At 67.5% G+C, this 26266-nt stretch carries 25 protein-coding genes; 13 read left to right on the forward strand and 12 right to left on the reverse strand.

The window, feature by feature from the left end; translation table 11 throughout:
* The 4 genes from HR9077_RS15195 to HR9077_RS15210 all read right to left on the reverse strand — a co-directional run.
* On the reverse strand, positions 1-624 hold a 624-nt coding region (locus HR9077_RS15195; RefSeq protein WP_244613277.1), incomplete at its 3' end, for an amidase family protein.
* Positions 625-639: 15 nt separating this feature from the next.
* Complete coding sequence (locus HR9077_RS15200) at positions 640-1863, reverse strand: MFS transporter (RefSeq protein ID WP_136067851.1); 1224 nt, start codon at positions 1861-1863, stop codon at positions 640-642.
* Between the two features lie 10 nt (positions 1864-1873).
* Positions 1874-2797, reverse strand: a complete 924-nt coding sequence (locus HR9077_RS15205; protein WP_136067852.1) for a SphA family protein — start codon at positions 2795-2797, stop codon at positions 1874-1876.
* Between the two features lie 59 nt (positions 2798-2856).
* Entirely contained in the window at positions 2857-3840 is a 984-nt protein-coding gene (locus HR9077_RS15210) for a helix-turn-helix domain-containing protein (RefSeq protein ID WP_168380967.1), read from the reverse strand.
* Positions 3841-4255: 415 nt separating this feature from the next.
* Between HR9077_RS15210 and HR9077_RS15215 the strand changes: the two genes are divergently transcribed.
* Entirely contained in the window at positions 4256-5098 is an 843-nt protein-coding gene (locus HR9077_RS15215; protein WP_136067854.1) for an inositol monophosphatase family protein, read from the forward strand.
* Positions 5099-5264: 166 nt separating this feature from the next.
* A complete protein-coding gene (locus HR9077_RS15220) occupies positions 5265-6410 on the forward strand; it encodes a glycosyltransferase family 4 protein (RefSeq protein WP_136067855.1) in 1146 nt (381 codons plus the stop codon).
* A 7-nt stretch (positions 6411-6417) separates the two neighbouring features.
* Here HR9077_RS15220 and HR9077_RS15225 read toward each other — a convergent pair whose 3' ends face one another.
* The gene (locus HR9077_RS15225; protein WP_136067856.1) at positions 6418-7620 is read right to left on the reverse strand and encodes an MFS transporter; all 1203 of its coding nucleotides are present in this window, start codon (positions 7618-7620) and stop codon (positions 6418-6420) included.
* A gap of 159 nt (positions 7621-7779) precedes the next feature.
* A complete protein-coding gene (pyrC, locus tag HR9077_RS15230) occupies positions 7780-8832 on the reverse strand; it encodes a dihydroorotase (RefSeq protein WP_136067857.1) in 1053 nt (350 codons plus the stop codon).
* A gap of 233 nt (positions 8833-9065) precedes the next feature.
* Between pyrC and parS the strand changes: the two genes are divergently transcribed.
* Entirely contained in the window at positions 9066-9536 is a 471-nt protein-coding gene (parS, locus tag HR9077_RS15235; protein ID WP_136067858.1) for a type II RES/Xre toxin-antitoxin system antitoxin, read from the forward strand.
* 2 nt (positions 9537-9538) lie between these two features.
* On the forward strand, positions 9539-10030 hold the full coding sequence (locus HR9077_RS15240) for an RES family NAD+ phosphorylase (RefSeq protein WP_136067859.1): 492 nt from the start codon (positions 9539-9541) through the stop codon (positions 10028-10030).
* Positions 10031-10397: 367 nt separating this feature from the next.
* On the opposite strand, the gene HR9077_RS15245 is transcribed toward HR9077_RS15240, so the two are convergent.
* On the reverse strand, positions 10398-11609 hold the full coding sequence (locus HR9077_RS15245; protein WP_136067860.1) for an MFS transporter: 1212 nt from the start codon (positions 11607-11609) through the stop codon (positions 10398-10400).
* 100 nt (positions 11610-11709) lie between these two features.
* On the opposite strand from HR9077_RS15245, the gene gmk reads away from it, so the two are divergent.
* The 4 genes from gmk to HR9077_RS15265 all read left to right on the forward strand — a co-directional run bounded on the left by gmk (position 11710) and on the right by HR9077_RS15265 (position 15434).
* Positions 11710-12342 carry a guanylate kinase gene (gene gmk, locus HR9077_RS15250; protein WP_136067861.1) on the forward strand — a complete coding sequence of 211 codons (633 nt, stop codon included), beginning with the start codon at positions 11710-11712 and terminating at the stop codon, positions 12340-12342.
* A 74-nt stretch (positions 12343-12416) separates the two neighbouring features.
* On the forward strand, positions 12417-12674 hold the full coding sequence (gene rpoZ, locus HR9077_RS15255) for a DNA-directed RNA polymerase subunit omega (RefSeq protein WP_136067862.1): 258 nt from the start codon (positions 12417-12419) through the stop codon (positions 12672-12674).
* 114 nt (positions 12675-12788) lie between these two features.
* Positions 12789-14927 carry a bifunctional GTP diphosphokinase/guanosine-3',5'-bis pyrophosphate 3'-pyrophosphohydrolase gene (spoT, locus tag HR9077_RS15260; protein WP_136067863.1) on the forward strand — a complete coding sequence of 713 codons (2139 nt, stop codon included), beginning with the start codon at positions 12789-12791 and terminating at the stop codon, positions 14925-14927.
* 117 nt (positions 14928-15044) lie between these two features.
* Entirely contained in the window at positions 15045-15434 is a 390-nt protein-coding gene (locus tag HR9077_RS15265; RefSeq protein ID WP_136067864.1) for a RidA family protein, read from the forward strand.
* A gap of 159 nt (positions 15435-15593) precedes the next feature.
* Here the strand turns inward: HR9077_RS15265 and HR9077_RS15270 are convergent, their stop codons facing one another.
* Positions 15594-16469, reverse strand: a complete 876-nt coding sequence (locus HR9077_RS15270) for an SDR family oxidoreductase (protein ID WP_136067865.1) — start codon at positions 16467-16469, stop codon at positions 15594-15596.
* A gap of 70 nt (positions 16470-16539) precedes the next feature.
* Between HR9077_RS15270 and HR9077_RS15275 the strand changes: the two genes are divergently transcribed.
* Both HR9077_RS15275 and recG read left to right on the forward strand, forming a co-directional pair.
* Entirely contained in the window at positions 16540-17466 is a 927-nt protein-coding gene (locus tag HR9077_RS15275; protein WP_136067866.1) for a hydrogen peroxide-inducible genes activator, read from the forward strand.
* Positions 17463-19544, forward strand: a complete 2082-nt coding sequence (gene recG / locus HR9077_RS15280; protein ID WP_136067867.1) for an ATP-dependent DNA helicase RecG — start codon at positions 17463-17465, stop codon at positions 19542-19544. Before HR9077_RS15275 ends, recG begins: the two co-directional genes overlap by 4 nt.
* A 22-nt stretch (positions 19545-19566) precedes the next feature.
* Here the strand turns inward: recG and yccS are convergent, their stop codons facing one another.
* The 4 genes from yccS to HR9077_RS15300 all read right to left on the reverse strand — a co-directional run bounded on the left by yccS (position 19567) and on the right by HR9077_RS15300 (position 23807).
* Positions 19567-21741, reverse strand: coding sequence for a YccS family putative transporter (yccS, locus tag HR9077_RS15285; RefSeq protein ID WP_136067868.1), 2175 nt, complete (start codon positions 21739-21741; stop codon positions 19567-19569).
* A gap of 49 nt (positions 21742-21790) precedes the next feature.
* Positions 21791-22150, reverse strand: a complete 360-nt coding sequence (locus HR9077_RS15290) for a hypothetical protein (protein WP_136067869.1) — start codon at positions 22148-22150, stop codon at positions 21791-21793.
* 102 nt (positions 22151-22252) lie between these two features.
* The gene (locus tag HR9077_RS15295; RefSeq protein ID WP_031385014.1) at positions 22253-22528 is read right to left on the reverse strand and encodes an HU family DNA-binding protein; all 276 of its coding nucleotides are present in this window, start codon (positions 22526-22528) and stop codon (positions 22253-22255) included.
* Between the two features lie 118 nt (positions 22529-22646).
* Entirely contained in the window at positions 22647-23807 is a 1161-nt protein-coding gene (locus HR9077_RS15300; RefSeq protein ID WP_136067870.1) for an FAD-dependent oxidoreductase, read from the reverse strand.
* 106 nt (positions 23808-23913) lie between these two features.
* On the opposite strand from HR9077_RS15300, the gene HR9077_RS15305 reads away from it, so the two are divergent.
* From HR9077_RS15305 to phoB, 3 genes are all read left to right on the forward strand, one after another.
* Positions 23914-24465, forward strand: a complete 552-nt coding sequence (locus tag HR9077_RS15305; RefSeq protein ID WP_458692924.1) for a chorismate--pyruvate lyase family protein — start codon at positions 23914-23916, stop codon at positions 24463-24465.
* A 25-nt stretch (positions 24466-24490) separates the two neighbouring features.
* Positions 24491-25393: a 4-hydroxybenzoate octaprenyltransferase gene (ubiA, locus tag HR9077_RS15310; RefSeq protein ID WP_136067871.1), complete on the forward strand. Its 903-nt coding sequence runs from the start codon at positions 24491-24493 to the stop codon at positions 25391-25393.
* 106 nt (positions 25394-25499) lie between these two features.
* The gene (gene phoB / locus HR9077_RS15315) at positions 25500-26189 is read left to right on the forward strand and encodes a phosphate regulon transcriptional regulator PhoB (RefSeq protein WP_136067872.1); all 690 of its coding nucleotides are present in this window, start codon (positions 25500-25502) and stop codon (positions 26187-26189) included.
* Positions 26190-26266 lie beyond the last annotated feature (77 nt).

Here is a 26266-nt window from a genome sequence, read left to right on the forward strand (position 1 = left end):
CCCCTCGCCCGCCATCGGCCCCGATGGCATCAGCCCGCGGCTCGGCTTGAAGCCGAACACGCCACAGCAGGAGGCGGGGACACGCAGCGAACCGCCGCCGTCGTTGCCGTGGGCGAAGGGCACGACCCGCGCCGCCACCAGCGCCGCCGCACCGCCGCTGGAGCCGCCCGCGCTGCGTTCGAGATCCCAGGGGTTGCGCGTCGCGCCGTGGCGGGTCGATTCCGTGGTGTAGGAGGTCCCGAACTCCGGCGAGGTACTGGTGCCCAGCAGGAGGCAACCGGCCCGACGCAGCCGCGCCACCGCCTCGGCGTCGCAATCCGCCCGAACCTCGCCGGTGGCTCGCGATCCCTGGGTCATCAGCGCGCCGGCAACCGGCGAGAAGAGGTCCTTGACCAGGGTCGGGACGCCGGCAAACGGCTGGCTTTCGTCGACGGGCCGGCGGCTGGCCGCTCGCGCCTCATCGTAGAAACGGTCGACGACCGCGTTGAGGCTGGGATCAACCCTTTCGAGGCGTTCGACGACCGCCTCTACCAGTGCCGTGCTCGACACCTCGCCACTCGTCACGCACTGGCCGAGGGCCAGGCCGTCATGGGTGTCCAGCAGACGATCAACGTCATGCTTCATTTGCGGTTCTCCGGATCAGGGACTGGAACTGTCTTGCCGGGCGACGCCCAGCAGGCGGCGCTCGCGGAATGCCGCGCTTCCCCAGCCCACGGCATAGATCACGCTGACGGCGGCGAGTATCAGGATGGCCCCGCTCAAGTCGCCGGCGATGCCGGCCGCCAAGCCCACCACCAGCGGACTGACGAACTGGCCGATGTAGAGGAAGCCGGTGAAGAAGCCCATCCCCCGCCCGCGGGTCTTCGGCGTGAGGGCGTTCATCACCGGCGCCATGGCGTTGGGTACCAGCAGGCCGGCGCCGATGCCATGCACGGTGATGGCGAGCATGACGGTGGAATAGCGCTGCGCCTCGACCAACCCCACCAGGCCGATGGCCAGCAGTATCAGTAGCAGCACGTTGCAGCCGTGGGAACCGAAGGTGCGACGCGCCCAGGGCCACAACAGGGCGCCCAGGAGGGTGGCCAGCAGCCCCAGGCCCGTCGCCAGGCCGATCAGGGTGCTCGAGGTCACGCCCAATCCGACCAGGATCACCGGGGCCTGGATGGGAACGACGAAGCTCATCACCATGCCCAGGCCGATGAGCAGATACCCGGCGATCAGCGTGCCCACGGCCACCCTGTCCTCGCCCTGCTCATGGTCGTGCGCCTCCTGGCGCTCGACGGACGGCTCCCACAGCACGCGAGCCATGAACGGCACCAGCGCCAGCGGTAGCAGGTAGAGATAGAAGGGGGCCCGCCAGGACGACTCGCCGAGCATGCCGCCGATCACGAAGAAGGCGGCACCGACCAGGCCAATGGTCACCACCTGGCGATTGACGTAACGCATGCGCTGCTCGCCACGCCAGTAGTCGGCGATCAGCGTCGAACAGCCGGTCATGATCATCGCCTCGGCGACGCCGAACAGCAGCCGCACGCCGACGATTCCCATCAGGGCATCGAGTTGCGACGGCAGGGCGCCCAGCACGCTATACAGCAGGGTCGCCACGATCAGCATCTGCTTGCGGCCGAAGCGATCGGCCAGCCAGCCGGCCAGCGGCGCGAACAGCGCAATCGCCAGTGCCGGCCCGGTGATGGCCAGCGGCACCCACAGCTCGGCATGCGGGTTGGTCGGGGCGAACTCCGCCATCATCTTGGGCAGCACCGAGGTCACCATCACCGAGCCGACGATGGTCAGGCTGCTGCCCAGCAGCAGCACGGCGCCTTCGCGCGCCCCGGCCTGCCTGTCTACGCTTGTCGTTGTCATGGTCTAGCCCCTAGAAGCTGTAGGCGACGCGAAGCGCGAGATTGTAGCCTTCGCTGCGATTCTCGGCGGCGAACTCCTTGTAGGCGTGGACCCAGAAGGCCGGCTTGCCGGGCGCGACGTAGCTCAGCGCCGGCCCCGCGGCCCAGACCTTGGCCCGATTGCCGTCACCGTCGGCCAGCGTGGGGCTGTCGTCGTCGGTCAACTGGTCGTAGTAATAGCCCGCCAGGCCGGCCGTCCAGGCACCGAAATGCTGGCCGAGGGCGAACTCGTTGCGGTACTCGACCCCGTTGCGGTAATCCGTGTCGTGGTTACGGGTATTGATGTCGAATTGCGACAGCGTCGAGACCTCGAAGCCACCGGGCGTGATGTAACTGAGGCCGACGATCGGCGAGAAGGCCCAGTGGTTGAGCCCCGGATTGACCAGCCGATCCTCGTCGTAGTCGCCGGTGGGTGCCTGGACCTGGAATTGCGCGGTCACCCCCATCCCGGGCCTGGGTCGCCACTCGAGCATCAGCGGCAGGAGCTGCAGATCGGCCTGGGCAAACGGGTCCGCCTCGTCCTCGAACACCGTCCGCCCGCCGACGTTGACACCCAGCGAGGCATCCATGTCGAAGAACGGCGCCACGCCGCCGAAGCCGTAGCGCGCGCCCAGGAACGTCTTGTCCGTCATGTGGACGTAGGCCAGGCCGATCGAGAGCACGTCGAGGGAGAAGTCGTTGCCTGTGGACGAGCCATCGGCGCCCTTCTGCTCATCAGCGGAATACCAGGCCGTGCGCAGCCCGAAGGTGCCGTGTGGCGTGGAGGGTGGCAGGAAGCCGGAACCGAAGTCGTAAGTCCCCATCGCGGTGGTGGGCGCGCCGCCTTCGGTGGCCAGGGCCGGTGCCGTGCAGGCGATGCCGGCCAGCGTCAGACATACAGCGAGATTCTTGTTCATCGTGCACCTTGTCGTTGTGATTGTTGTGCACGAGCTTATGGCCCTACGATAAAGAAGCGTTATCCGGAATCGGCACGATTACGCTGGGACCGCTGCAACGTCTGCGAGGGTTTCTCGCCGAACAGCCTTCTGTACTCCACGGAAAAACGCCCCAGGTGATAGAAGCCCCGGCGGGCCGCCTCGTCCTGGACATGGGTCGCCCCACCACCGTTCAGCAGTGATTTATGCACCTCATTGAGCCGAAACAGCCTGATATAGGTAACCGGACTGACACCGAGGCAGTCCTGAAAGCAATACTGCAACTTGCGGCGGCTCACCCCGATTGCGTGGCACAAGGAAAGAATGGTCAGTGAATCGCCCTCGTTCGCGGCGATGACGTCACGCGCCCGGTCCACGACTCGCTTGCGCGCCGAGGCGGTTATCTTTTCGACCTCGCCCCGCTCCAGCAAATCCAGCATCTGGCCCAACAAGGCATCGCGCAATTCATGCCGCACCGCCGGATAGTCGTAAGCTATCCGTGAGTGGCATGCGAGCTCGAAGGACTCGGCCAACTTGCGATAGCCAGCCGAGGCCGGTATGTAGCAGGGCTCTGCCAGCGAGCGGTCGATGTCGGCATTCGGGCCGTCCAGCAGCCCCATCAGGTAATGAGCATCCATACTCAGACAGAGCAGGTCCAGGCCGGCCGGCACCCTGATCTCCGGCAACTCCCCGCCCCTCACGGCCAACACCCCGGGGTAATGATAGGTCTTGCCCTGGCAGATAAGAGGCGACGCCGGTCTGGAGAGCGGAATACTGAAGCTGATCGTGGCGTTCTCCAGCGCGCCTTTCTTGAGCACCGACTGGCTGATTCTATCCTTGATGACCTTGAGCCCTTCCAGCTCGAAGTAGACGATCTCGCCTTCGAAAGGCCCTTCGGTCATTTGCAGGAAATGCAGCTTCCAGTCCTTGAAAGCACTGACATGTTGCTCGATGTCTTGCGTACTGCTGTGGAAAAACGATGACAACTGGCTCGCATCGTTACAGCGATAATTTTTGTTTTCCATGGCGGCAACCTTCCGCGTGAAAGGGCTGGTTATCATCCAGTCTTGGCGAGTGCCTGCGCTAAGGCCCCGGCGATCGAGGCGCCGACTCGCCCAACAGGCCCTCGTCGATCGGTCCATACCAGCACGAAATCCCGGGCATCGTCGGCCTCGATCCAGTTAACGCAGCCGATGAGACAAATGCTTGGCGGCGCGTGCCGGACAATTGACCGAAGCTGCCACGCCTGGCGGTCCCGCGGAGGCCGGCCAGCACCGCCACCACGGACGCCGAATGCCCAGGCGGCGTGCGTTCGGGCCACGAAACGGCGTCGAGCCCAGCCCCGTCGGCCATGCGCGGAAGGAAAGTCGGCTTGCCTCGGAGAGATCGGCTAGGGAATCGAGTACCCTGATAGCAGTCGCCGATAACCCAGGAGTTCCCATGCCGACCGCCAGAGTGATCACGCCGAGCGAACAGCAGCAACTCATCGACATCGTCCGCCACGCCGCCAAGACGGAGATCCTACCGCGCTTTCGCAACCTGAGCGACGCGAGCATCCGCGCCAAGAGCGCCCCGGACGATCTGGTCACCGACGCCGACCAGGGCGCGGAACGCTTGATCGGCCGCGCCATCGCCGAGCTGCTGCCCGGGGCGACGATCATCGGCGAGGAGGCCGTCGCGGAGGGCGACGCCCAGCTCGCGGACATCGCCGGGGCCGAGCTGGCGCTGATCGTCGACCCGGTCGACGGCACCTGGAACTTCGCCCGCGGGCTCAACCAGTTCGGGGTGATCCTGGCGGCGACGAGTTTCGGCGAGACGATCTTCGGGTTGCTCTACGACCCGCTGGCCGACGACTGGGTCGTCGCCCGTCGCGGCGAGGGCGCGTACTTCGGCCGGCCCGACGGCACCCAGCGCCGGCTGAGCGTTTCCGACACCACCGAGATCGCCGGGATGGTCGGTTCCACCTCGATCAGGCTCTTCCCCAAGCCCCAGCAGTACCAGCTTGCCGCCACCTTTCCCGACCTGCAGCGGATGATGGCGTTCGGCTGTGCCTGCCATGAATACCGCACCATGGCCTTCGGCTACGTCGACTTCATGCTCGCCGGCAAGCTGATGCCCTGGGATCACGCCGCCGGCCTGCTGGTTCACCGGGAAGCCGGCGGTCATGCGGCGCTGCTCGACGGCACGCCCTACACACCGACCCTCCATCAGGGTCGGCTGCTCGCCGCCAACTCGCGGGAGAGCTGGGAACGGCTGCGCGAGAAGTACGCCTTTCTGATCTGACCCGCCCCGGCGATTGGTAAGACCGCGTTGTGAAAATGACGCCGAGTGTGGCTACACTGTTAAATTCAGTCGCAATCAATGAACACGCGTTAGCTCGTTGCGGTGGGTCTGCCAAGCCGCGCTTTTGCCAGGAAGGCATGAGGTGAGCTAGCGAAGCGGAGTCGTTATGGACAACGTGATCGCCGCCTACAATGGCTCGATGGAAAAGGGCTGCTGGTTGCGCCTCAGGGCGCTGGCCCACTTCATTGCCAGTCAGGGCCATACGATTTACCTGATCGTGCCCGCGCACTTCGACGTCGGCTCCCGGCCCGGGGTGGTGAAGGTGCCCGTCGCCACCGGCCAGTCCAGCCTGTGGGGCCTGGCGAAGATCAAGACGGCACTGACCTTCGCCCTGACGACCCGGCGCCTGGCCAAGGAACTGGCCAATCCGGCAATCGTCTCCTTCGATACCCACAACGGCCTGAGCTTCATCGCGACACCGCCGGCACGCGTATTGAAGACGCTGTTCATTCGTGGCGAAACGCACTATCAGGCCCGCTACAACGAGCCCTTCTTCTACGGACTGTTCATCCGCGCGATGGACCACCTGGTCAAGGCCCGTGCCGATACCATCGTCTACAACAATTCGCCCTCCATGCGCCGCGAGGCCGAGTTGCACGACAAGTACCAGCCGATGGTCCACAAGATCCCCAACGACTCGCAGGTGGCCCCGCAATGCCGCAATGCCCGCACCCCCGGGCCGTTCACGATCGGCTATTGCGGACAGCTCTCGAAACGCAAGAACGTCGAGTTCCTGATTCGCGCCTTTCTCGAGATGGATCGGCATCAGCAGTGCCGACTGGTCATTCAGGGCAACTGGCAAGCCTACCCCTGGGTCGAGGAATATCTCGACGACGAGCAATACCCCAACATCCAGTTCCGGAGCTGGGGCGAGGATATCGAGGCCTTCTATCACGGCATCGACCTGTTCGTGCTGCCGTCGCTGTTCGACGACTTCTCCAACGCCGCGCTCGATGCCATCGCCCACGGCATTCCGGTGCTGCTGTCCGATACCGGCGGCAGCCCGGAAATGGTCAAGGGCAACCCGCGGCTGCTGTTCGACCTGAATGAGGGCGAAGCGGCCCTGGCCGACAGGCTCGAACAGGCCATCGATCATCATCCGGCCCTGTGTCGGGAGGTCGGCGTGCTGGCGGGGCGCTATCGCTTCAACTGGGCGCAGGAAGTCTTCGGCCATCTCCGCTACGTCTACGACAACCGCAAGCAGCCGGCGCAAGGCGCCGAAAGCAAGCCGATACCCGGCACCAAGGGCTAGCCTTGTTTCAGCCGGCGGTAGACGACGCGATGCGACGTTCCGCCCAGACGCCTGCGTAAAAGATCCCCAACCCACCGAGGGCCAGCGTCGCCCCCACCAGGCCGGTGGTCGACCACACGAAGCCGAGCTTGATGGTCACCCCGGCCAGCCAGGCGCCCAGCGCATTGGCGATATTGAAGGCGGCGTGATTGAGCGAGGCGGCCATGGTCTGGGCGTCCTCGGCGACGTCCATCAAGCGCGTCTGCAACGCCGGGCCCAGCGCCATGCCGGTGCCCACCAGGCCGACGAACAGGATGCCCAGCCATACCGAGTCGGCCGCGAAATAGAAACCGCCCTGGACCAGGATGCACCAGATCAGCACCGCCGGAATGGCGCGCATCAGGTTCCTGTCGGCGGCCCGCGCACCGACCAGGTTGCCGATGATGGTACCGATGCCGAAAACCACCAGCACCAGCGGCCCCAGGGCCTCGCGCATGCCGGCCTGGGCGGTGAGCGTGGGAATCACGTAGCTGAACACCGCGAACATCCCGCCGAAGCCGACACAGGCCACGCCCAGCGTGAACAGCACGCGCTGCTTGATCATTGCGCTCAGCTCGCGCTTGGGGCTGGCCTGGGTGTCGGCAGGCTGGGCCGGAACCCGCAGCACGATCAGCAAGGCCGTCAGCAGGGCGATGCCGCCCACACCGACGAAGGCGACCTCCCAACCCAGCAGGTTGCCGGCCCAGGTGGCCAGCGGCGCACCGGCCAGGATGGCCACGGTCAGCCCCAGGATGACGCGGCTGACCGCGCGGGCCCGCTGATCGATGGGCACCGCCGCCGCCGCGACCAGCGCCGCCACACCCAGGTAGGCACCGTGCGGCAGACCCGCAATGAAGCGCAGCCCCACGAACGACCAGAAGCTCGGCGCGAAGGCGCTGGCGATGTTGCCCAGGGCGAATACCAGCATCAGGCCGATCAGCAGGGCCCGTTTGGGGACCCGGGCCGCCAGGGCGGAGATGATCGGCGCGCCCACGACCACACCCAGGGCATAGCTGCTGATGGCGTAACCGACATCGGGCACGGCGACCTGCAGGTCGTTCGCCACCCGGTTCATCAACCCCATGATCACGAATTCGCCGGTGCCTATGCCGAAGCCTCCCAGCGCCAGGGCGAGCTCCGCCAGGCGCGGATGGGCGACCGCGGGCGGCGGTGACGAAGAGGCATCGCTCATTGAAAACTCCCTGTCGGAAAGATGACCGGCGGCTGATGCACGTGAGCAAGACGCATGGCCGTCGCGACCACGCGTCTGAGAACGATCAGCGGTTCATTGGAACACGGTTATTCTTGCAGAATTACGACTTAAGTATAAGAACGATGCCAAGACGAGTACTCAATCGCCGGCCGTCACCCGCCAGGCCAGCGGCTCGCCGGCGCGAAACGGCACCAAGCGTTCGTCGCCGCAGGCGATCGACTCGACCACCGTCTGCTCCCGGCGGGTCAGTTCGACGCGGCCCTCGTTGAGCGGCAGGCCGTAGAAGCGCGGGCCGTTCTCGGAACAGAACGCCTCGAAGTGGTCGAGCGCGCCCTCCTCCTCGAACACCGAGGCATAGACTTCGAGCGCGGTCGGCGCGTTGAACACACCGGCACAGCCGCAGGCGGTCTCCTTGGTATGGGCCAGGTGCGGTGCCGAGTCGGTACCCAGGAAGAAACGCGGATCGCCGCTGGCGATCGCCGCGCGCAGTGCCTGCTGGTGGCTGCCGCGCTTGAGGATCGGCAGGCAGTACAGGTGCGGGCGAATACCGCCGACCAGCATGTCGTTGCGATTGTGGGCCAGGTGCTGCGGGGTGATCGTCGCCGCCAGGAACTCGTTGCCCTCGCGCACGTACTGCGCGGCCTCGCCGGTGGTGATGTGCTCGAAGACCACCTTGAGTTCGGGGAAGGCGCGGCGCAGCGGCGCCATCACCGTGTCGATGAAGACCTTCTCGCGATCGAAGATATCCACCTCGGCACGGGTCACCTCGCCGTGGATCAGCAGCGGCATGCCGATCCGCTGCATCGTCTCGAACAGCGGATAGATCGCCGTGACGTCGCGGATGCCGTGGGCGGAGTTGGTGGTGGCGTTGGCCGGGTAGAGCTTGGCGGCGGTGAACATGCCCTCGCGATAGCCGCGCTCGAGCTCGTCGGCGGTGACGCCCTCGCTCAGGTAGCAGGTCATCAACGGCGTGAAGTCATGGCCGGCGGGCAGCGCGTCGAGGATGCGCTGGCGATAGGCCGCCGCCGCGGCCACCGTGGTCACCGGCGGCGCCAGGTTGGGCATCACGATCGCCCGGCCGTACACGGCGCTGGTATAGGGCAGCACCGCGGCCATCAGCTCGCCGTCGCGCAGGTGAAGGTGCCAGTCGTCGGGGCGGCGGATGCGCAGTGTGGCGGGGGCGGCGGTCATCGGAAACTCCTGGCAGGGGTGAACGAAGGGGCCCCGTAGCATATCAGAGCCCGGCGCCGTGGGCGCGGCGGTGGCGCTCGCCAGACTCGCCTGCGCCGCGAGACAAGGCATCTGTGAATCTCCCGGCCAGGCTGAATCTTCCACGCCACTGCCGACAAATACCGCTCGACATGACAACCTTGCCATGTGGCGCTATAATTTTGCCATCTGGCGAGAAACACGAGGAGTCCAGCATGGCTATCACCGAGTTCGAGCCTTCCATGGAGCCCACCATTAGTGAGCGAGCGATCCGCCGCCTGACGGGCAAACGCCAGGTCGCGGTGACTTCTCCCTACGAAATCCATCGACTCATCGAGAAAGGCTTCGCGTCGGCAGGGGTGATCAAGTTCCTCGAGGAAGTCGATCTCCTTCAGGATAAAAAGATCGCGGTGAAAATCCTCGGCGTATCCGAGCGGACCCTGTATCGACGGCGGGACAAGCCCGACACCCTCAGCCCGGAGGAGAGCGGCCGCGCCTGGCGCTTCGCCGAAACGCTCACGCGCGCGGAAGACGTCTTCGGCAGCACCGAAGCGGCCCAGCGCTGGCTGGATACACCCGCCATGGCCCTGGAAGGAAGTAAACCGCTGGACTTGATCACCACCCCGGTCGGTCATGATCTGGTCGATGATCTGCTGACGCGTCTGGACTACGGGGTGTACACCTGACAATGGCTTCAGCGAGTCACGAGATCCGGTTCTGGCGCCTCGAGCGCGACCGCCATGTCGCCACCTGGGAGAAAGGAATCGGCGCAGAGCGCGCAGGCGGGCGCTGGAACTCCCCCGGCCGCCCCGCCGTCTATGGCTCGCTGGATGCGGCCACCGCGATACTCGAAGTCGCGGTTCACAAGGGCTTCGCGGCCCTGGATACCGACCCGCACACGCTCCTGTGCATCGAGATTCTAGACCCAAGCTGCGTTCACTGGGTGGACGCCAACGCACTGCCGAATCCCAACTGGCTGGTGCCGGGCACGCCCAGCGCGGGCCAACAGCGCTATGGCGACACTCTGCTCGATGCGTACCCCGTCTTCGTCGTGCCCTCGACCGTGTCACGCCATAGCGCGAACCTGGTGATGAATCCGCATGCCGCGCAGGGCAAGTATCGCGTGGTCTTGCAAGAGCGGTTCTCGCTCGATACCCGCCTGAACCCGCCCCCGCGTTAGCCGTTAGAGGGGAGACGGAGGCGGCGCTTTTCAGAGGCTGCCCCGCACCCGCGGGGATCGACCCGCCTTCTTGAACGGCCAGCCTGTCTGGATGCCGGCTACCCCGCACCCGCGAGGATCGACTCGACATTGAGGGCCATGCCCGAACGTCAGGCCAAACTCGGCCCGCGAAGATTCCCGGGTGGGTGTCCTGAAATCAGCGCGCTCGACTACCCGATGCGAATAGCCCCGCCGCCAATGACGATGAAGCACGTCTAACGCGGAATGACTGCCCACCAGGCCGGGGCGGCCGGCTGCCTCATGGCGGGTTGACCGCGGTGTTCGGCATGCCACAGCCGGCGCGACCGTTTCCCCACAGCAACGCCGCCTAACGTTCGCCTCTCCCGCCGCCGGTACGCCGCAGCAGCACCAGCGCCACGCCGGAAAGCAGCGCCACAAAGCCGGCGAATCCCACCCCGGTGGCCGCCAGGCCGATCGAGCGCGACACCAGGCCGATGCCCACCACCGGGATAGACAGCGCCACGTAGGCGACCACGAAGAAGGTCGAGGTCACCGAGCCGCGCTGGTCGGCCGGGCTCGCCGCGGCGATGGCGCCCAGCCCGGCGCGAAAGCCGATGCCCTGGCCGAGCCCGGCGATCAGCGCCCCGCCGAGAAACAGCCACAGCGTCGCCAGGGCGATGCCGACGCCGATCATCGTTGCGCCGCCAATGACGATGGCGCAGCCCAGCGGCAACCGCCAGGCCGAAGGGAACCGGCCCTGTACCAGCTGGCCCAGTGTCGAGGCGAAGAACACCATACCGGCGACCAGCCCGATCAGCGCCAGATTGGACTGACCCAGCACCTGTTGCATGAACGCCGGCGCGGTGGCGGTGAAGAAGCCCAGCAGCGCGAAGCCGGCAAACCCGGCGAGCGCCGCCGGCAGGAACGCCCCGCGCACCTCGGCCGGCACGCTCAGGCGCTGCAGCCGCAGGCGCGGCCGTGCCGGCCGCGACACCGTTTCCGGCGCGCAAGCCACGGCGGCCACCGCCAGCACCAGCAGGCCCAGGTGAACGGCGTAGGCCAGCTGCAACGGCCATGCCGCGTACTGGCCGAGCAGCCCGGCGATCACCGGGCCCATTCCCAGCCCGCCCATGTTGGCGGCGGTGGCGACGAAGGTCGCCGCGCGCCGCCAGGCCGGCGGCGCCAGCTCGATCACCGCCACCGTCGCCGTGCCGGTGAAGATCCCCGCCGAGATCCCCGAGACGACCCGCGCCACGAGCAGCATTGCCAGCGAGTCGCTGGCCAGGAACAGCGCGTCGCTGGCCGCCGCGGCGATGAGCCCGGCGAACAGCAGCGGACGCCGGCCGACCTGGTCGGACCAGCGCCCGGTCACGATCAGCGCGCCCATCACCCCCACCGCGTAGGCGGCGAAGATCACCGTGATGGTCAATTGCGAAAAGCCGAACTGAGCCTGATAGAGCGGATACAGCGGCGTGGGCAGCGTGGTTCCCAGCATGGTCGCGAGAAAGGCGAAGGCGGCACCCAGAAAGACCAGGACCGGCGCCCGGCCGGCGACGGGAGAAGCGGTGGCGAAGGCCATGAGCGTCCTTACGGTTGCGAATCGGTCGGGTTAGTGTAGAGCCAGCGCGACAATGTGCGATAATTCGCGGCTCCCTTGAACCGGCTCAATCGGACCCGTTATGTCCCATGGCACGCTTTACATCATCTCGGCGCCGTCGGGTGCCGGCAAGACCAGCCTGGTGCGCGCACTGATCGAACGCCTCGACGGCATCCAGGTCTCGGTGTCGCACACCACCCGGGCCATGCGCCCCGGCGAAGTCGACGGCATCAACTACCACTTCGTGGACGTCGCGACCTTCGAGCGCATGGTCGAGCGCGGCGACTTCTTCGAGCATGCGCGGGTCTTCGACAACTACTACGGCACCTCTCGCCCGGCGGTCCAGGCGCGCCTCGCCGCCGGCGAGGACGTGATCCTCGAGATCGACTGGCAGGGCGCGCGCCAGGTTCGCGAGCAGATGCCGGGGGCGGTCTCGCTGTTCATCCTGCCGCCCTCCCGCGAGGCGCTCTACCAGCGGCTGGCCTCGCGCGGCACCGACGGCCCCGAGGTGATCGCCCGGCGCATGCGCGACGCGGTCAGCGAGATGTCGCACTTCGACGAATACCAGCACGTGATCATCAACGACGACTTCGACGATGCGCTGGCCCAGCTGGGCGGCCTGGTACTCGCCGAGCGCTCGCGCCTCGAGCGGGTGCGCGAACACCACGGCGCCCTGCTGGAAGCGCTCTTGTCACGCATCGAGGGGGTCGAGTAGACTGAATGGTCCTACCGCGCGACGCGATCGCGCCCCCGAATCACGCTTTATCAGCCAAGTCAGGAATACCGTCCATGGCGCGAGTAACCGTAGAAGATTGTCTCGACCACGTCGAAAACCGTTTCAAGCTGGTGATGATCTCCACCCAGCGCGCGCGCCAGCTGGCTCGCGGCACCCGCGATGCCCGTCTGCCGTGGGAAAACGACAAGCCCACCGTGATGGCGCTGCGCGAGATCGCCGCCGGCCAGATCGACGAGAACGTGCTCAACGAACCGGTAGAAGCGCCAGTGCGCCCGTCGCGCCCCGAACCCAGCTACGACCCGGAGGCCTGAGGCCCGGCTTTCTGCCTGTCGCAACGCGGCGAGCGACTCGCTGCAACGCGCCAGGCACCGGATTTCAACGTCAGGGGCTTTAACGTCAGAGGCTTCAACGTATAGGCGCGCTGCATGTTTACCATCGATGACTTGGCCGACCGCCTCGGCGGATATCTCCCGCAGGACGAGATCCAGCAGGTCAAGCGCGCCTTTTACTACGCCGAACAGGCCCACGACGGTCAGCGCCGTCGCTCCGGCGAGCCCTACGTCACCCACCCGCTCGCCGTCTCCAACATCCTCGCCAACATGCACATGGACCACCAGAGCCTGATGGCCGCCATGCTGCACGACGTGATCGAGGACACCGGCGTCACCAAGGAGGCGCTGGCCGGACAGTTCGGCGAGCCGGTCGCCGAGCTGGTCGACGGCGTCTCGAAGCTGACCCAGATCACCTTCGAGGACAAGGCGGTCGCCCAGGCGGAGAACTTCCAGAAGATGGTCCTGGCGATGTCCCAGGACATCCGGGTGATCATCGTCAAGCTCGCCGACCGGCTGCACAACATGCGCACCCTGGGCGCGCTGCGTCCCGACAAGAAGCGTCGCATCGCCCGCGAGACGCTCGAGATCTATGCCCGTATCGCCGGCCGGCTGGGCATCAACACCATCCGCATCGAGCTCGAGGACCTGTCGTTCCAGGCGATCTATCCGATGCGCGCCGAGCGCATCAAGCGCGCCGTGTCGATGGCCCGCGGCAACCGCCGGACGATGATCCGCCAGGTCCAGACCAGCCTGCAGAACTGCCTCGACGACGACGACCTGCCGGGCACGGTGATCGGCCGCCAGAAGCATCTGCTGTCGATCTATCGCAAGATGCGCGACCAGCGCAAGCCGTTCGCCGAGATCATGGACGTGTTCGGCTTTCGCATCATCACCGACGACGTCGACACCTGCTACCGCATCCTCGGCGCGGTGCACAACCTCTACAAGCCGGTGCCGGGGCGCTTCAAGGATTACATCGCGATTCCCAAGGCCAACGGCTACCAGAGCCTGCACACCACGCTGTTCGGCGCCAACGGCATGCCCATCGAGGTGCAGATCCGCACCCGCGAGATGGAAGCCATGGCCAACAACGGCATCGCCGCGCACTGGCTCTACAAGGCCGGCCAGACCGATCGGCCGATCGCCGCCGGCAGTCATGCCCGGGCCCGCGAGTGGGTGCGCGGGCTGCTCGAGATGCAGCGCCACGCCGGCAACTCGCTGGAGTTCATCGAACACGTCAAGAACGACCTGTTTCCCGACGACATCTACGTGTTCACCCCCAAGGGCGACATCATGGAGCTGCCCCAGGGCGCCACGGCGGTGGACTTCGCCTACACCGTGCACACCGACATCGGCAACAGCTGCATCGCCTGCCGCATCGACCGCCACCTGGCGCCGCTGTCGAGCCGCCTGGAAAGCGGCCAGACGCTGGAAATCATCACCGCCCCCGGCGCACGGCCCAACCTCGCCTGGCTGTCGTTCGTGATCACCGCCAAGGCCCGCTCGGCGATCCGCCACGCGCTCAAGCACCAGCAGCGCACCGAGTCGATCCATCTCGGCCGGCGGCTGCTCAACAAGGCGCTGGCCGACTTCGACACCAGCCTCGAGGAATTGCCCGACGCGCGGCTGCCGGCGCTGCTCGAGGCACTCGAGCTCAAGGCTTCCGACGATCTGCTGGAATCGATCGGCCTGGGCACGCGCATGGCCTACGCCATTGCCCGGCAACTGGTCGAACAGCCCGTCACCGATGCGGATGCCGAGGCCCCCGCTCACCCGGGCAGCACGACCGGGCCGATGGTGGTCAGCGGCACCGAAGGCATGGTGCTGAGCTTCGCGCGCTGCTGTCACCCGCTGCCCGGCGATTCGATCATCGGTCACCTGTCGGTGGGCAAGGGCATCGTCGTGCACCGCAACGTCTGTCGCAACGTGCGCGAGTTGCGCAACGACCCCGACAAGCTGTTCGCGCTGGAATGGGCGCAGGAAGTCAGCGGCGATTTCCCGGTGGCCCTGCGCATCGCCATGGAGACGCGGCGCGGACTGGTCGCCGAACTGGCCGGTCTGGTCACCGACGCCGACGCCAACATCGAGCGGGTGGGCATCGAGGAGCGCGATGCGCGACTGTCGATCATCAACCTCACGCTCTCGGTGCGCGACCGCGTGCATCTGGCGCGTATTATCAAGCGGATCCGCAACCTGCCGCACGTCGACCGCATCAACCGCATCCCCAATTGAAGTGTCCCGCCCGTCCCGCCGTCGTCGGACGGCGGGACGGGCGTTTTGTTTTTGCTGTGTTCCTGCAAGCGCTGCCTGGCCCCGGCCAGGCACAACGATAACTGAAGGAGTCTCGCCATGAGCAACAAGGCCGTCATTCAGACCGACAAGGCGCCCGCCGCCATCGGCCCCTACTCGCAGGCCATCAAGGCCGGCAACACCATCTATCTGTCGGGCCAGATTCCGCTCGACCCGCAGCGCATGGAGCTCGTCGAGGGCGACATCCAGGCCCAGGCCCGCCAGGTGTTCAAGAACCTCGCCGCGGTCTGCGAGGAGGCCGCCGGCTCGCTGCAGGACATCGTCAAGCTCAACCTCTACCTGGTCGACCTGGACGACTTCGCGCGGGTCAACGCGGTCATGGAGGAGTTCTTCGAGCCGCCCTACCCGGCGCGCGCGGCGGTCGGCGTCAAGGCGCTGCCCAAGGGCAGCCAGGTCGAGGCCGAAGCGATCATGGTGATCGGCGACTAACGTTCGCCAAGTTCGCTGAATGGCGCCACCACGCACCATGCTCCGTGCGGCTTTGCACGGAGGCCCTGGCCGCTATTACAAACCGGCTCGCCGCCTTCGCTGCGAGCCGGCGCGCTCAGCGGCCCCGGAGTGACAGGGCTTGGCGGAACGCGCCTAGGCTCAGGCTTTTTCGGAGCGGGTCGCGGTTCTGGCGGCCAGCAACTCGGCGTAGCCATCGCGGAAGGTCGGGTAATGGAACCGGTAACCCGTCTCGCATAGCCGGGTGTTGTTGCAGCGCTTGCTCGAGCGGCGCTTGAGCGGCGACTGCATGGTCGCGCTCGACTCGACCTTGAGCCGCTGCGCCAGCCAGGCGGTGACCTCGTGCAGCGGTACCGGCTCGCAGTCGCTGGCCAGGTACAGCGTGTCGATCTCGCGCTCGGCCAGCGTCATCTCGATCAGGTGGGCGAGCACCCCGGCGCAATCGTCGCGATGGATGCGGTTGGTGTACATCGGCGGGACCGAGGCGCCCATGCGGCCCTCGCGCACCTGCTGGATCAGCCGGTCGCGGCCGGGCCCGTAGATGCCCGAGAAGCGTACCACGGTGCCCGGCAGCGAGTGCGCCTGCAGCGCCTGTTCGGCGGCCAGCATCAGTTGCCCGGAGAACCCGCGCGGCTCGGTCGCCGATTGCTCGTCGACCTGTTCGCCGTCCTGCTGGGCATAGACCCCGGTCGAGGACACGAAGAACACCCGCTTGGGCGCCTTGTCACGCCGGCCGAACTCCTCGAGCACCGCCTTGAGGCCCTCGGGATAGGCCGCGCGATAGGCGGCTTCGTCGAAATGGTCGGCACTGGCCACATAAACGATAATGTCGGCATCGGGGAGTGCCGACAGCGATTCGCGATCGTTCAGGTCAAGCGCCAACGGCTCGATCGGGGTATCGTCGAGGGATCGCGGATGGCGGCGCACGCCGACCACGCGATGGCCGGCTTCCGCCAGCCTCAGGCCCAGCGTCGTTCCGATGTCGCCGCAGCCCAGAATAAGACTCGTATTCTTCACCTTTACCTGGCTCCTTGGTAAAACGAAGTCATTCATCGATGCAATAGGATAAGCCCTCTCGGGCCCGCTCATGACTCTAACAGAACTTCGCTACATCGTAACCTTGGCGCAGGAGCGCCACTTCGGACGCGCCGCCGAGCGCTGCTTCGTCTCGCAGCCCACGCTGTCGGTCGCCGTGAAGAAACTCGAGGAGGAACTGGGGGTGGCACTGTTCGAGCGCTCCAAATCCACCGTCCAGGTCACGCCGCTGGGCGAGAAGGTAATCGGCCAGGCCCAGCGCGTGCTCGAACAGGCCAGCGTGATCCGCGAACTGGCCAACGAGGGCAAGGACCAGCTGACCAGCCCGCTGCGCATCGGCGCGATCTATACCATCGGCCCCTATCTGTTCCCCTACCTGATTCCCGAGCTGTCGCGCAGCGCGCCGCAGATGCCGCTGTACATCGAGGAGAACTTCACCGCCGAGCTGCGTCGCAAGCTCAGAAGCGGCGAGCTCGACGCGATCATCGTCGCGCTGCCGTTCACCGAGGCCGACGTGGTCACGCGAGCGCTCTACGAGGAGCCCTTCGAGGTGCTGATGCCCAGCGACCATCCGTGGACGGGCAAGGCGACCATCGACAAGGAGGACCTGCTCGACGAGCGGCTGCTGCTGCTCGGCGAGGGCCACTGCTTCCGCGACCAGATCCTCGAGGCCTGCCCGGCGATCGGCACTCATCTCAACAGCCCCAGCAACACACTGACCGCCGAGGGCGGCTCGCTGGAGACGATCCGCCACATGGTCGCCTCCAAGCTCGGCGTCACCGTGCTGCCGCGCTCGGCGATCGGCACCAACCACTACGAATCCGGGCTGCTCGAGAGCCGGCCCTTCGCACCCACGGCGCCCAGCCGTACCGTGGCGATCGCCTGGCGGGCCAGCTTTCCGCGGCCCAAGGCGATCGATGCGCTGATCGCGGCGATCGACGTCTGCCAGCAACGCCATGTCGACCCCGTGCCTGCATGAACGAACTCGACCAACCGGTCAGTGCGCTCGATGGGGTCGGCGAAGCGCTCTCCGCCAAGCTGGCACGGCTGCGCATCGATACGGTCAGCGACCTGCTGTTCCATCTGCCGCTGCGCTATCAGGACCGCACGCGGATCACCCCGATCGGCATCCTGCGGGCCGGCATGGAGGGCGTGGTCGAAGGTGAGGTGGCCGCCGCCGACGTGGTCAAGGGGCGCCGGCGCAGCCTGCTGGTGCGGCTCAAGGATGGCTCGGGGATCATCAGCCTGCGGTTCTTCCACTTCTCGCCGGCCCAGCAGCAGCAGTTCGCCCCCGGCGTGCACGTGCGCTGCTTCGGCGAGGCCCGTGCCGGCGCCACCGGGCTCGAGATCTACCACCCCGAGTATCGCCTGCTGAAGGCCGGCGAGACCCCGGTCGAGGACCATCTGACGCCGATCTACCCGACCACCGAGGGCCTGACCCAGCCGCGCCTGCGCGGGCTGATCGGCCAGGCGATGCGGCGCCTCGACGCCACGCCGCAGGCGCTGCCCGACGGCATTCCCGAGCCGCTGCGCGAGCGTTTCCGGCTGCCCGAGCTGCAGTCCTGCCTGCACTACCTGCACGAGCCGCCGCCGGACGCCGACCTGGAGCGGCTCGCCGACGGCACCCACCCCACCCAGCGCCGGCTGGCCCTGGAAGAGCTGCTTGCCCACCAGCTCAGCCTGCGCCAGGTGCGCCTGCGCATCCAGGCCGACGGTGCGCCGCCGCTGCCCAGCGGGCGCAGCCTGCAGACGCGCTTCGTCACCCAGTTGCCGTTTTCGCTGACCGGCGCCCAGCGCCGGGTACTCGACGAGATCGCCCGCGACCTGGAAACCGCCCAGCCCATGCTGCGCCTGGTCCAGGGTGATGTCGGCTCGGGCAAGACGGTGGTCGCGGCGATGGCTGCGCTGGCCGCCATCGCCGGTGGCTGCCAGGCGGCGGTCATGGCACCCACCGAGATCCTCGCCGAACAGCACTTTCGCAACTTCCACGACTGGTTCACGCCGCTGGGCATCGATGTCGCCTGGCTGGCCGGCAAGCTCAAGGGCAAGGCGCGTCTCGACACCAAGGCGGCGATCGCCGACGGCCGGGCGCAGGTGGTGGTGGGCACCCATGCGCTGTTCCAGGACGACGTGCACTTCCACCGCCTGGGCCTGGCGATCGTCGACGAGCAGCACCGCTTCGGCGTCCATCAGCGCCTGGCGCTGCGCCAGAAGGGCGAGGCCGGCGGGCTCACCCCGCATCAGCTGATCATGACCGCCACGCCGATTCCGCGCACCCTGGCGATGAGCGCCTACGCCGATCTCGACCTGTCGGTGATCGACGAACTGCCGCCCGGTCGCACCCCGGTGCAGACCGTGGCGGTCCCCGACGAGCGCCGCCCCGAAGTCGTCGAGCGCATTCGCCGGGCCTGCGACGCCGGCCGCCAGGCCTATTGGGTGTGTACCCTGATCGAAGAATCCGAGGCGCTGCAGTGCCAGGCCGCCGAGGCGACCCGCGACGCCCTGACCGAGGCGTTGCCGGAACTCGCCGTCGGCCTGGTCCACGGGCGCATGAAGGCCGCCGAGAAGGCCGAGGTGATGGCGGCCTTCAAGGTCGGCGAGCTCGACCTGCTGGTCGCCACCACGGTGATCGAGGTCGGCGTCGACGTGCCCAACGCCAGCCTGATGATCATCGAGAATCCCGAGCGCCTGGGGCTGTCGCAGCTCCACCAGCTGCGCGGGCGGGTCGGGCGCGGCGATACCGAGAGCTTCTGCGTGCTGCTCTACCGGCCGCCGCTGTCGGCCCATTCCCGGGAGCGGCTGGGGGTGATGCGCGAGACCTCGGACGGCTTTCGCATCGCCGAGAAGGATCTCGAACTGCGCGGCCCCGGCGAGGTGCTGGGCACCCGTCAGACCGGCCTGGCGCAGATGAAGATCGCCGACCTGGAACGCGACCGCGACCTGCTGGAGCGCGTCAGCCCGCTGGCCCGGGCGCTGCTCGAGGAGGCGCCGGATGCCAGCGGGCCGCTGATCCGCCGCTGGCTGGGTGACGAAGCCGGGCGCTACGGCCAGGTGTGAGCGGCCGGGAACGACGCTCGCCTCAACCCTCCTGGGCCACCAGCCGCGCCGCCGCGTCGCGCAGCGCAACCAGCTGGCGGCTGATCAGCGCCAGCTGGGTCTGCAGCAGCCGGCGCTCCTCGCTGGTTTCCTCCATGGCCTGGGCCTGCAGTGCCAGGCCACGCGCCTCGGCCAATTCCAGCGCCGGCATGGTGCCGCGTTCGCGCAGCCGCCCGGCGATCGCCTCGAGATCGTCGCCGATCGCCTCGGCCTGCTGGCGCAGCGTGGCGTCGTCGGCCAGCGCGCGGGTCTCGCCGCGATGCGCGCCGAGGGCCGAAAGATAGCTGAGCAGGGTGTGCGAATGGCCGAGGAAGCGGAAGCCGACCTCGGCATCCTTGCGAAAATGCCCGGGCTCCAGGCGCACATTGGCGAGCAGCGTGGACAGCGCGGCATCGGCGTTGTGGGCGTTGCGCCGCGCCAGCCGGTAGTCGAGATCGTCCTGCTTGCCGCCGATGTACTGGCTGACGATCTCGCGCATGTAGCGCACGCTGGCGTTCAGCGCCTCGGCGCCCTGGCGGTGCAGCCGCCGGCCCTGCCAGTCGGGCAGGATCAGCATGACCGCCAGGCCGGCGATCAGCGCCCCGACCAGGGTGTCGAACAGCCGCGGCCAGATCAGCCCGAAGCCGTCGCCCACCTGATTGAAGCAGCACAGCACCAGCAGCGTGATCGCGGCCGTCGCCACGATGTAGTGCCGTGCGCGGTTGGCGAAGAACACCACGCCGGCGACCACCGCGATCGACAGCTGGACCAGCTGGCCGGGAAACAGCGAGATCAGCGCCCAGCCGGCGACCAGCCCGATCACCGTGCCGACGATGCGCTGCCACAGAAAACGCCGCGTGGCGCCGAAGTTGGGCCGGCACACGAACAGGCTGGTGAGCAGGATCCAGTAACCCTGGGTGGGGTGCACGAGGTGCAGCACGCCGTAGCCGACCACCAGCGTCGCCGACAGCCGCAGGGCGTGGCGGAAGATCGGCGAGGCCGGGGTGAGGTGCGACTGGATGCGATCGCGGACATCGCGCAGCCCGCGCGGCGAACGGTCGTACAGGCTGCTGTCGGGATGCTCGTCGCGGGCGTCGGGGTTCTGCGCGCCGCCCAGTTGCTGCTCGAGGGTGGTCAGGTTGTCGGCCAGCGCATCCAGCGAGCGCAACAGGCCGCGCCACTCGGGGCGCCGCTGGGCGTGCAGGTACTCGAGCGAGGCGCTCAGGTCGCGTAGCGCCTGCTCGCTCTGGCTGTGGTCGAACGGCCGACGTATCAGCAGTGCCCGGGCCAGCGAGCGGCAGGCCCGGCCCTGCTGATCGAGCAGCCGCTGACAGCGGAACAGCACGTCGTGATGGAAGAAAGCCTCGGCCAGTTCGCCATAGGGGTAGTGCGACGAGCTGGCGCGCTCGTGGACGTCCTGGGCGATGAAGTACAGCCGCAGGTAGCGGTTGAGCTTGTGCGCGCTGCGCTGGCCCTCCAGGCGTCGGAAGATCATCTCCTTGGCCTGGTTCAGGGCGTTGACCACCCGGCCGTTCTGCTCGGCCAGGGCCAACCGGCGGGCCTCGACGTCGAGGCCGCGCAGCGGCTCGAACAACAGCGCCTTGAGCCGCAGGTATTCGCCCAGTTCGCGAAACACCAGCGCCATGCTCAACTTGAGCGGCTGACGCGAGAACAGCGCGCACCAGATCACCGAGATCACGCCGTACCAGGCCGCACCGATCACCAGCAGCAGCGGTTCGCGCCACAGCTCGCCGAGCGCCACGCTGCCGTGACGCTCGATGGCGATCATGGTGTAGATCGCCAGGATCAGCGTGGCGTAGGTGATGGTGCCGTAGCGCTGGCCCACCGCGCCGAGCATGGTCATGCCGAACGTCGACAGCGCCAGGCCCACGGCGAACACCCAGGGATAATCGAACAGCACTTCCACCGACAGCGCGGCGATGCTGAAGCAGGCGAGAATCGCACCCAGCGCCTTGAGGCGGCCCTGCCAGCTGTCGTCGGTCTCGGCCAGGGCGCTGGCGATGATGCCCAGGAACAGCGGGATCAGCTTGGCCACCTCGTCGAAGTGCCAGCAGACCAGCATCGCGACGACCAGCGCGATGAACACCCGCAGGCTGTAGGCGAAGGTATCCAGGGTCCACAGGCGTCTGAGCGGCTGGTCGAGCAGGCGGGTCAGCATGGCGGCGAATCGTGTCCTGGATGGCGAGGGTCGTGCGGACAACCCTCGATCAGCGCAGATAGCCGAGCAGCTTCTGCAGGCGTTGCAGATCGCGGGAGTCGCCGACCAGCCTGACCCGGCCGTCGATCATCCCGTCGAGAAAGGCCCGCTGGGTGGGTTTCCTGAGAATGGCCAGGGCGCTGTCGGCATCGCGAAAGCGCAGTTCAAGATCGAGATCCACCGGTAGCCCGGGCGCGCTGTCGATGCCGTCGGCACTCATCCGATAGTGGCGGGCGACGGCCAGGTCCTCCGTGGCGATGCCCCAGTCGAGCCGGCCCTTGTCGTGCAGCAGTTCGCGAAAGCGTGTCTTGCGCCGCCGCGCGCGCTTGAGCATCCAGCCGAGTAGCCACAGCAGCAATCGCAGCTTCATGAAGCATCCAGAGGTTGGCGGTGGAGAGGAAAAAGCCGTCTGCCTGGGCAGCCGGCTTGCCGGAGGAACCCGGGGCACCGGGGTCCTCCGGAACAGCGCCATCTACTTGGAGACGGCGTCCTTAAGGGCCTTGCCGGCCTTGAAGGCGACGGTCTTGCTGGCCGGGATGGTCAGCGACTCGCCGGTTTGCGGGTTCTTGCCGGTACGGGCCGCCCGCTCGCGCACGGTGAAGGAGCCGAAGCCGATCAATGAAACGTCCTGCCCCTTGGCCACGGTACCGGTGATCTCGTCGAGGATGACATTGAGTACCTGGCTGGCCTTGTCCTTGGAAAGATCGGCACGCTCGGCGATCGCCGCAGCGAGTTCTGGCTTGCGCATAAAGCCCTCCTGATTTGGCTGTTGAGACGGCGGTCATGCCTGCCGTTTGTTGTTCTTCATGTCGTGGGTGTGTGCGATGCATCCGCGGCCCGGCGGGCCGGCGGGCGATATGACGCCACTAGATTAGCAATGCCGGTGCGGCTCGCGCCAGTTCGACTTTCCGCCGCACGCAGGCGCCTGTCAACGCAAAGCCCATCAAACGCCCGTTTTCGTCCTCGGCGAGGGCGGTCAAGTCGATGCCTTCGCCCTCGATCCGCCAGCGCACGGGCGCCCCGCGCGGGGGCAGCGCAACCACCGGGCAGCAGGGCGTCTTGACGGTCACCGGCCAGGGACCGTAGCGCACCGCGCTGGGGACGCCGGCGAGTGTCGCCGCCAGCGCCTTGACGCCGGCCTGCAACGGCTGCACGTACATGGCGTTGATTCCGTCGACGCAGGCCACGTCGCCCAACGCGTAGATGCCCGGCACCGAAGTACGCAGCTGGCGATCGGTGTGGATGCCCGCCGCGCTGGTCTCGAGCCCGGCCGCGCGCGCCAGCTCGCGGCGCGGCGCCAGGCCGGTGGCGACCAGCACCAGGTCGGCATCCAGGCCGTGACCGTCGTCGAGCGCCAGGCGCAGGTCGCCACCGTCGCGCTCGAGCGCGGCCACGCTGCGCCCGGGATGCAGTTCGATGCCGGCAGCGGCGAGCTCGCCGGCCAGCGCCCGGCCCAGCGGCTCGGGCAGCAAGCGCGCCAGCGGCGCGCTTTCCGGCGCCACCAGCGCCACGCCATGGCCGGCGGCGGCCAGATCGTTGGCGTACTCGCAGCCCACCAGGCCCATGCCGACGATCGCCACCCGTGCCGGCCGGCCGAGCCGTGTCAGCGCGGCATGGAAGGCGCGATAGTCGTCGAGGTCGTTGATCGTGAAGACCCGCTCGCACAGCGCCGGCTCGATCTCGAAGGGGGGCCGCGGCGCGGCGCCGGTAGCGATCACCAGCTCGTCGTAGGCCAGTCGCTCGCGACCGACATGCACTTCGCGGGCGGCCGGGTCGAGCGCCTCCACGCGGGTATGGGTGCGCATCACCAGCTGCAGTTCGTCGGCCGCATCCAGCGCCGAGCGCGTTGCCAGCGCCTCCGGCGGCAGGCCCTTGGCGAAGCCCGTGGAAAGCAGCGGCTTGGCATACTCGTCGCCGCTGTCGGCGGTGATCAGGGTGATCGGCCGGTCGGGCTGGCGGGCACGCAGCTGGCGGGCCAGGCCCAGGCCGGCCATGCCGCTGCCGAGGATGGTCAGGGGTGCATTCATGCGCAGTCCGTCTAGCGTCCACGAAGCCATTGAATGGAGCGCCCATGGTACACTAGCGCGCCCAATCTGACCCGGGACCCGGCCCGAAACCACAGGAGAGAGCACCGTGCATGAGGCCCTGCCCCACCATGCCGCGTCGCCACGCTGGCCCCGTTGGCGTCCCGCGGCGGCCTGGCGCATGGCGATGACCCCGGCCTGGTGGCAGTGGCTGGCAAGCCGCGATTCGCTGACCCGGCGACTGGTCGAGGCCGGCAACGGCGACTTCCGGGTGCGCCTCTTGACGCAGCACGTCGGCTGCGCCCGCGCCGACGAAGCGCGGGCACTGGGCGTTGCGCCCGGCCAGCGGGTATGGTGTCGCGAGGTGGCGCTGTGCGTCGGCGGCCGGCCCTGGGTCGTCGCCCGCTCGGTGGCGAAACTCGCCAGCCTGCGCGGCCAACGCCTTAACCAGCTCGGCGAGCGTTCGCTGGGCAGCTGGCTGTTTCGCCAACCGGGGCTCGTCCGCGGCCCTATCGAGATCATCCGCCGGCCGCCGTCCCTGCACGGTGAAGCGGCCCCCTGGGGGCGCCGCTCGCTGCTGCGCCACGGGCATTTCGCGGTGCTGGTGCAGGAATTCTTCCTGACGCGCATGGCGGATGAACTGGAACTGCCCTTAGACTGAGCGGCGATCGTCTCCGGAGGCTTACATGCAATCCACCTCGCCACCCACCGGCCTTGCGCGCTTCAGCCCGGCGCGCCTGCCCGACTTCCTGCACCTGACCCGCCTCGACCGGCCGATCGGCACCTGGCTTTTGATGTGGCCCACGCTGTGGGCGTTGTGGATCGCCGCCGAGGGCCTGCCCGGACGCGACACGCTGTTGATCTTCATCGCCGGGGTGTATGTGATGCGCGCCGCGGGTTGCGTGATCAACGACTATGCCGACCGCCATTTCGACGGTCACGTCAAGCGCACCCAGAGCCGGCCGCTGGCCACCGGACGAATCGGCGAGGGCGAGGCCAAGACGCTGTTCGGCGTGCTGGTGGCGCTCGCCTTCGGCCTGGTCTGCCTGACCAATCCCTTCACCGTGATGCTGTCGCTGGGTGGCGTGGCGCTGGCGTTCATCTACCCGTTCATGAAGCGTTACACCCACTGGCCCCAGGCGTTCCTCGGCGCGGCCTTCTCGTGGGCGATTCCCATGGCCTTCGGCGCTGTGCAGGGCACGGTGCCGACCGACGCCTGGCTGCTGTTCTTCGCCAACGTGGCGTGGACGGTGGCCTACGACACCCAGTACGCGATGGTCGACCGCGACGACGACCTGCGGATCGGCATCAAGTCCACCGCGGTGCTGTTCGGCGATCACGACCGGCTGATGATCGGCCTCTTGCAGCTCGCCACGCTGACGCTGCTGGCGGTGGTCGGCGCCCGCCAGGCGCTGGGCGGCTTCTTCTGGGCGGGTCTCGCGGCCATGGCGCTGATCTTCGTCTACCAGCACTGGCTGATCCGCGATCGCTCGCGGGAGCGCTGCTTCCGGGCATTTCTCAACAACCACTGGGCCGGACTGGTGCTGTGGGCCGGACTGGCGCTGGCGCTGTGGCCGAGTGCCGGTTGACCCGCGAACCCACGCCGCGATTGCAGCGACGCGACGCTTGTCACAAGCTTGTCATGTCGAAGCGTTGTAATCGTCATCGACCTGTCATTGGTGGAGACCAGGCAACATGACATCCAAGACCGTATTGATCGTCGATGACGAGTCCGCGATCCGCGAGATGATCGCCGTGGCGCTGGAGATGGCCGATTATCGCGTGCTCGAGGCCGACAACGCCCAGAGCGCCCACGCCATGATCGTCGACGACCAGCCCGACCTGCTGCTGCTCGACTGGATGATGCCCGGCACCAGCGGCATCGAGCTGGCGCGGCGCCTCAAGCGCGAGGAAACCACCGCCGAACTGCCGATCATCCTGCTTACCGCCAAGAGCGAGGAGGACAACAAGATCCTCGGCCTCGAGGCAGGCGCCGACGACTACATCACCAAGCCGTTCTCGCCGCGCGAACTGGTCGCCCGGCTCAAGGCGGTGCTGCGCCGTACCACCCCGCGCGGCATCGAGGAGGCGGTCGAGGTCGAGGGACTGCTGCTCGACCCGGCCAGCCACCGGGTCTCCGCACATGGCCATTCGCTGGAGATCGGCCCCACGGAGTATCGCCTGCTGCAGTTCTTCATGACCCACCAGGAGCGCGCCTATACCCGCGGCCAGCTGCTCGACCAGGTGTGGGGCGGCAACGTCTACGTCGAGGAGCGCACCGTCGACGTGCATATCCGTCGCCTGCGCAAGGCGCTCGGCGAACCCCATCAGCACCTGATCCAGACCGTGCGCGGCACCGGCTATCGCTTCTCGGCCAGGGCCTGAGCGCCGGCGATGTACTACTGGACCAACGAACTCTGGCGGCTGGGCTATCTGGTCGGCGGGCTGGGTCTATTGGGCTG

Origin of the sequence: Modicisalibacter radicis (assembly GCF_900961225.1) — a bacterium.
Classification (GTDB): Bacteria; Pseudomonadota; Gammaproteobacteria; order Pseudomonadales; family Halomonadaceae; genus Modicisalibacter.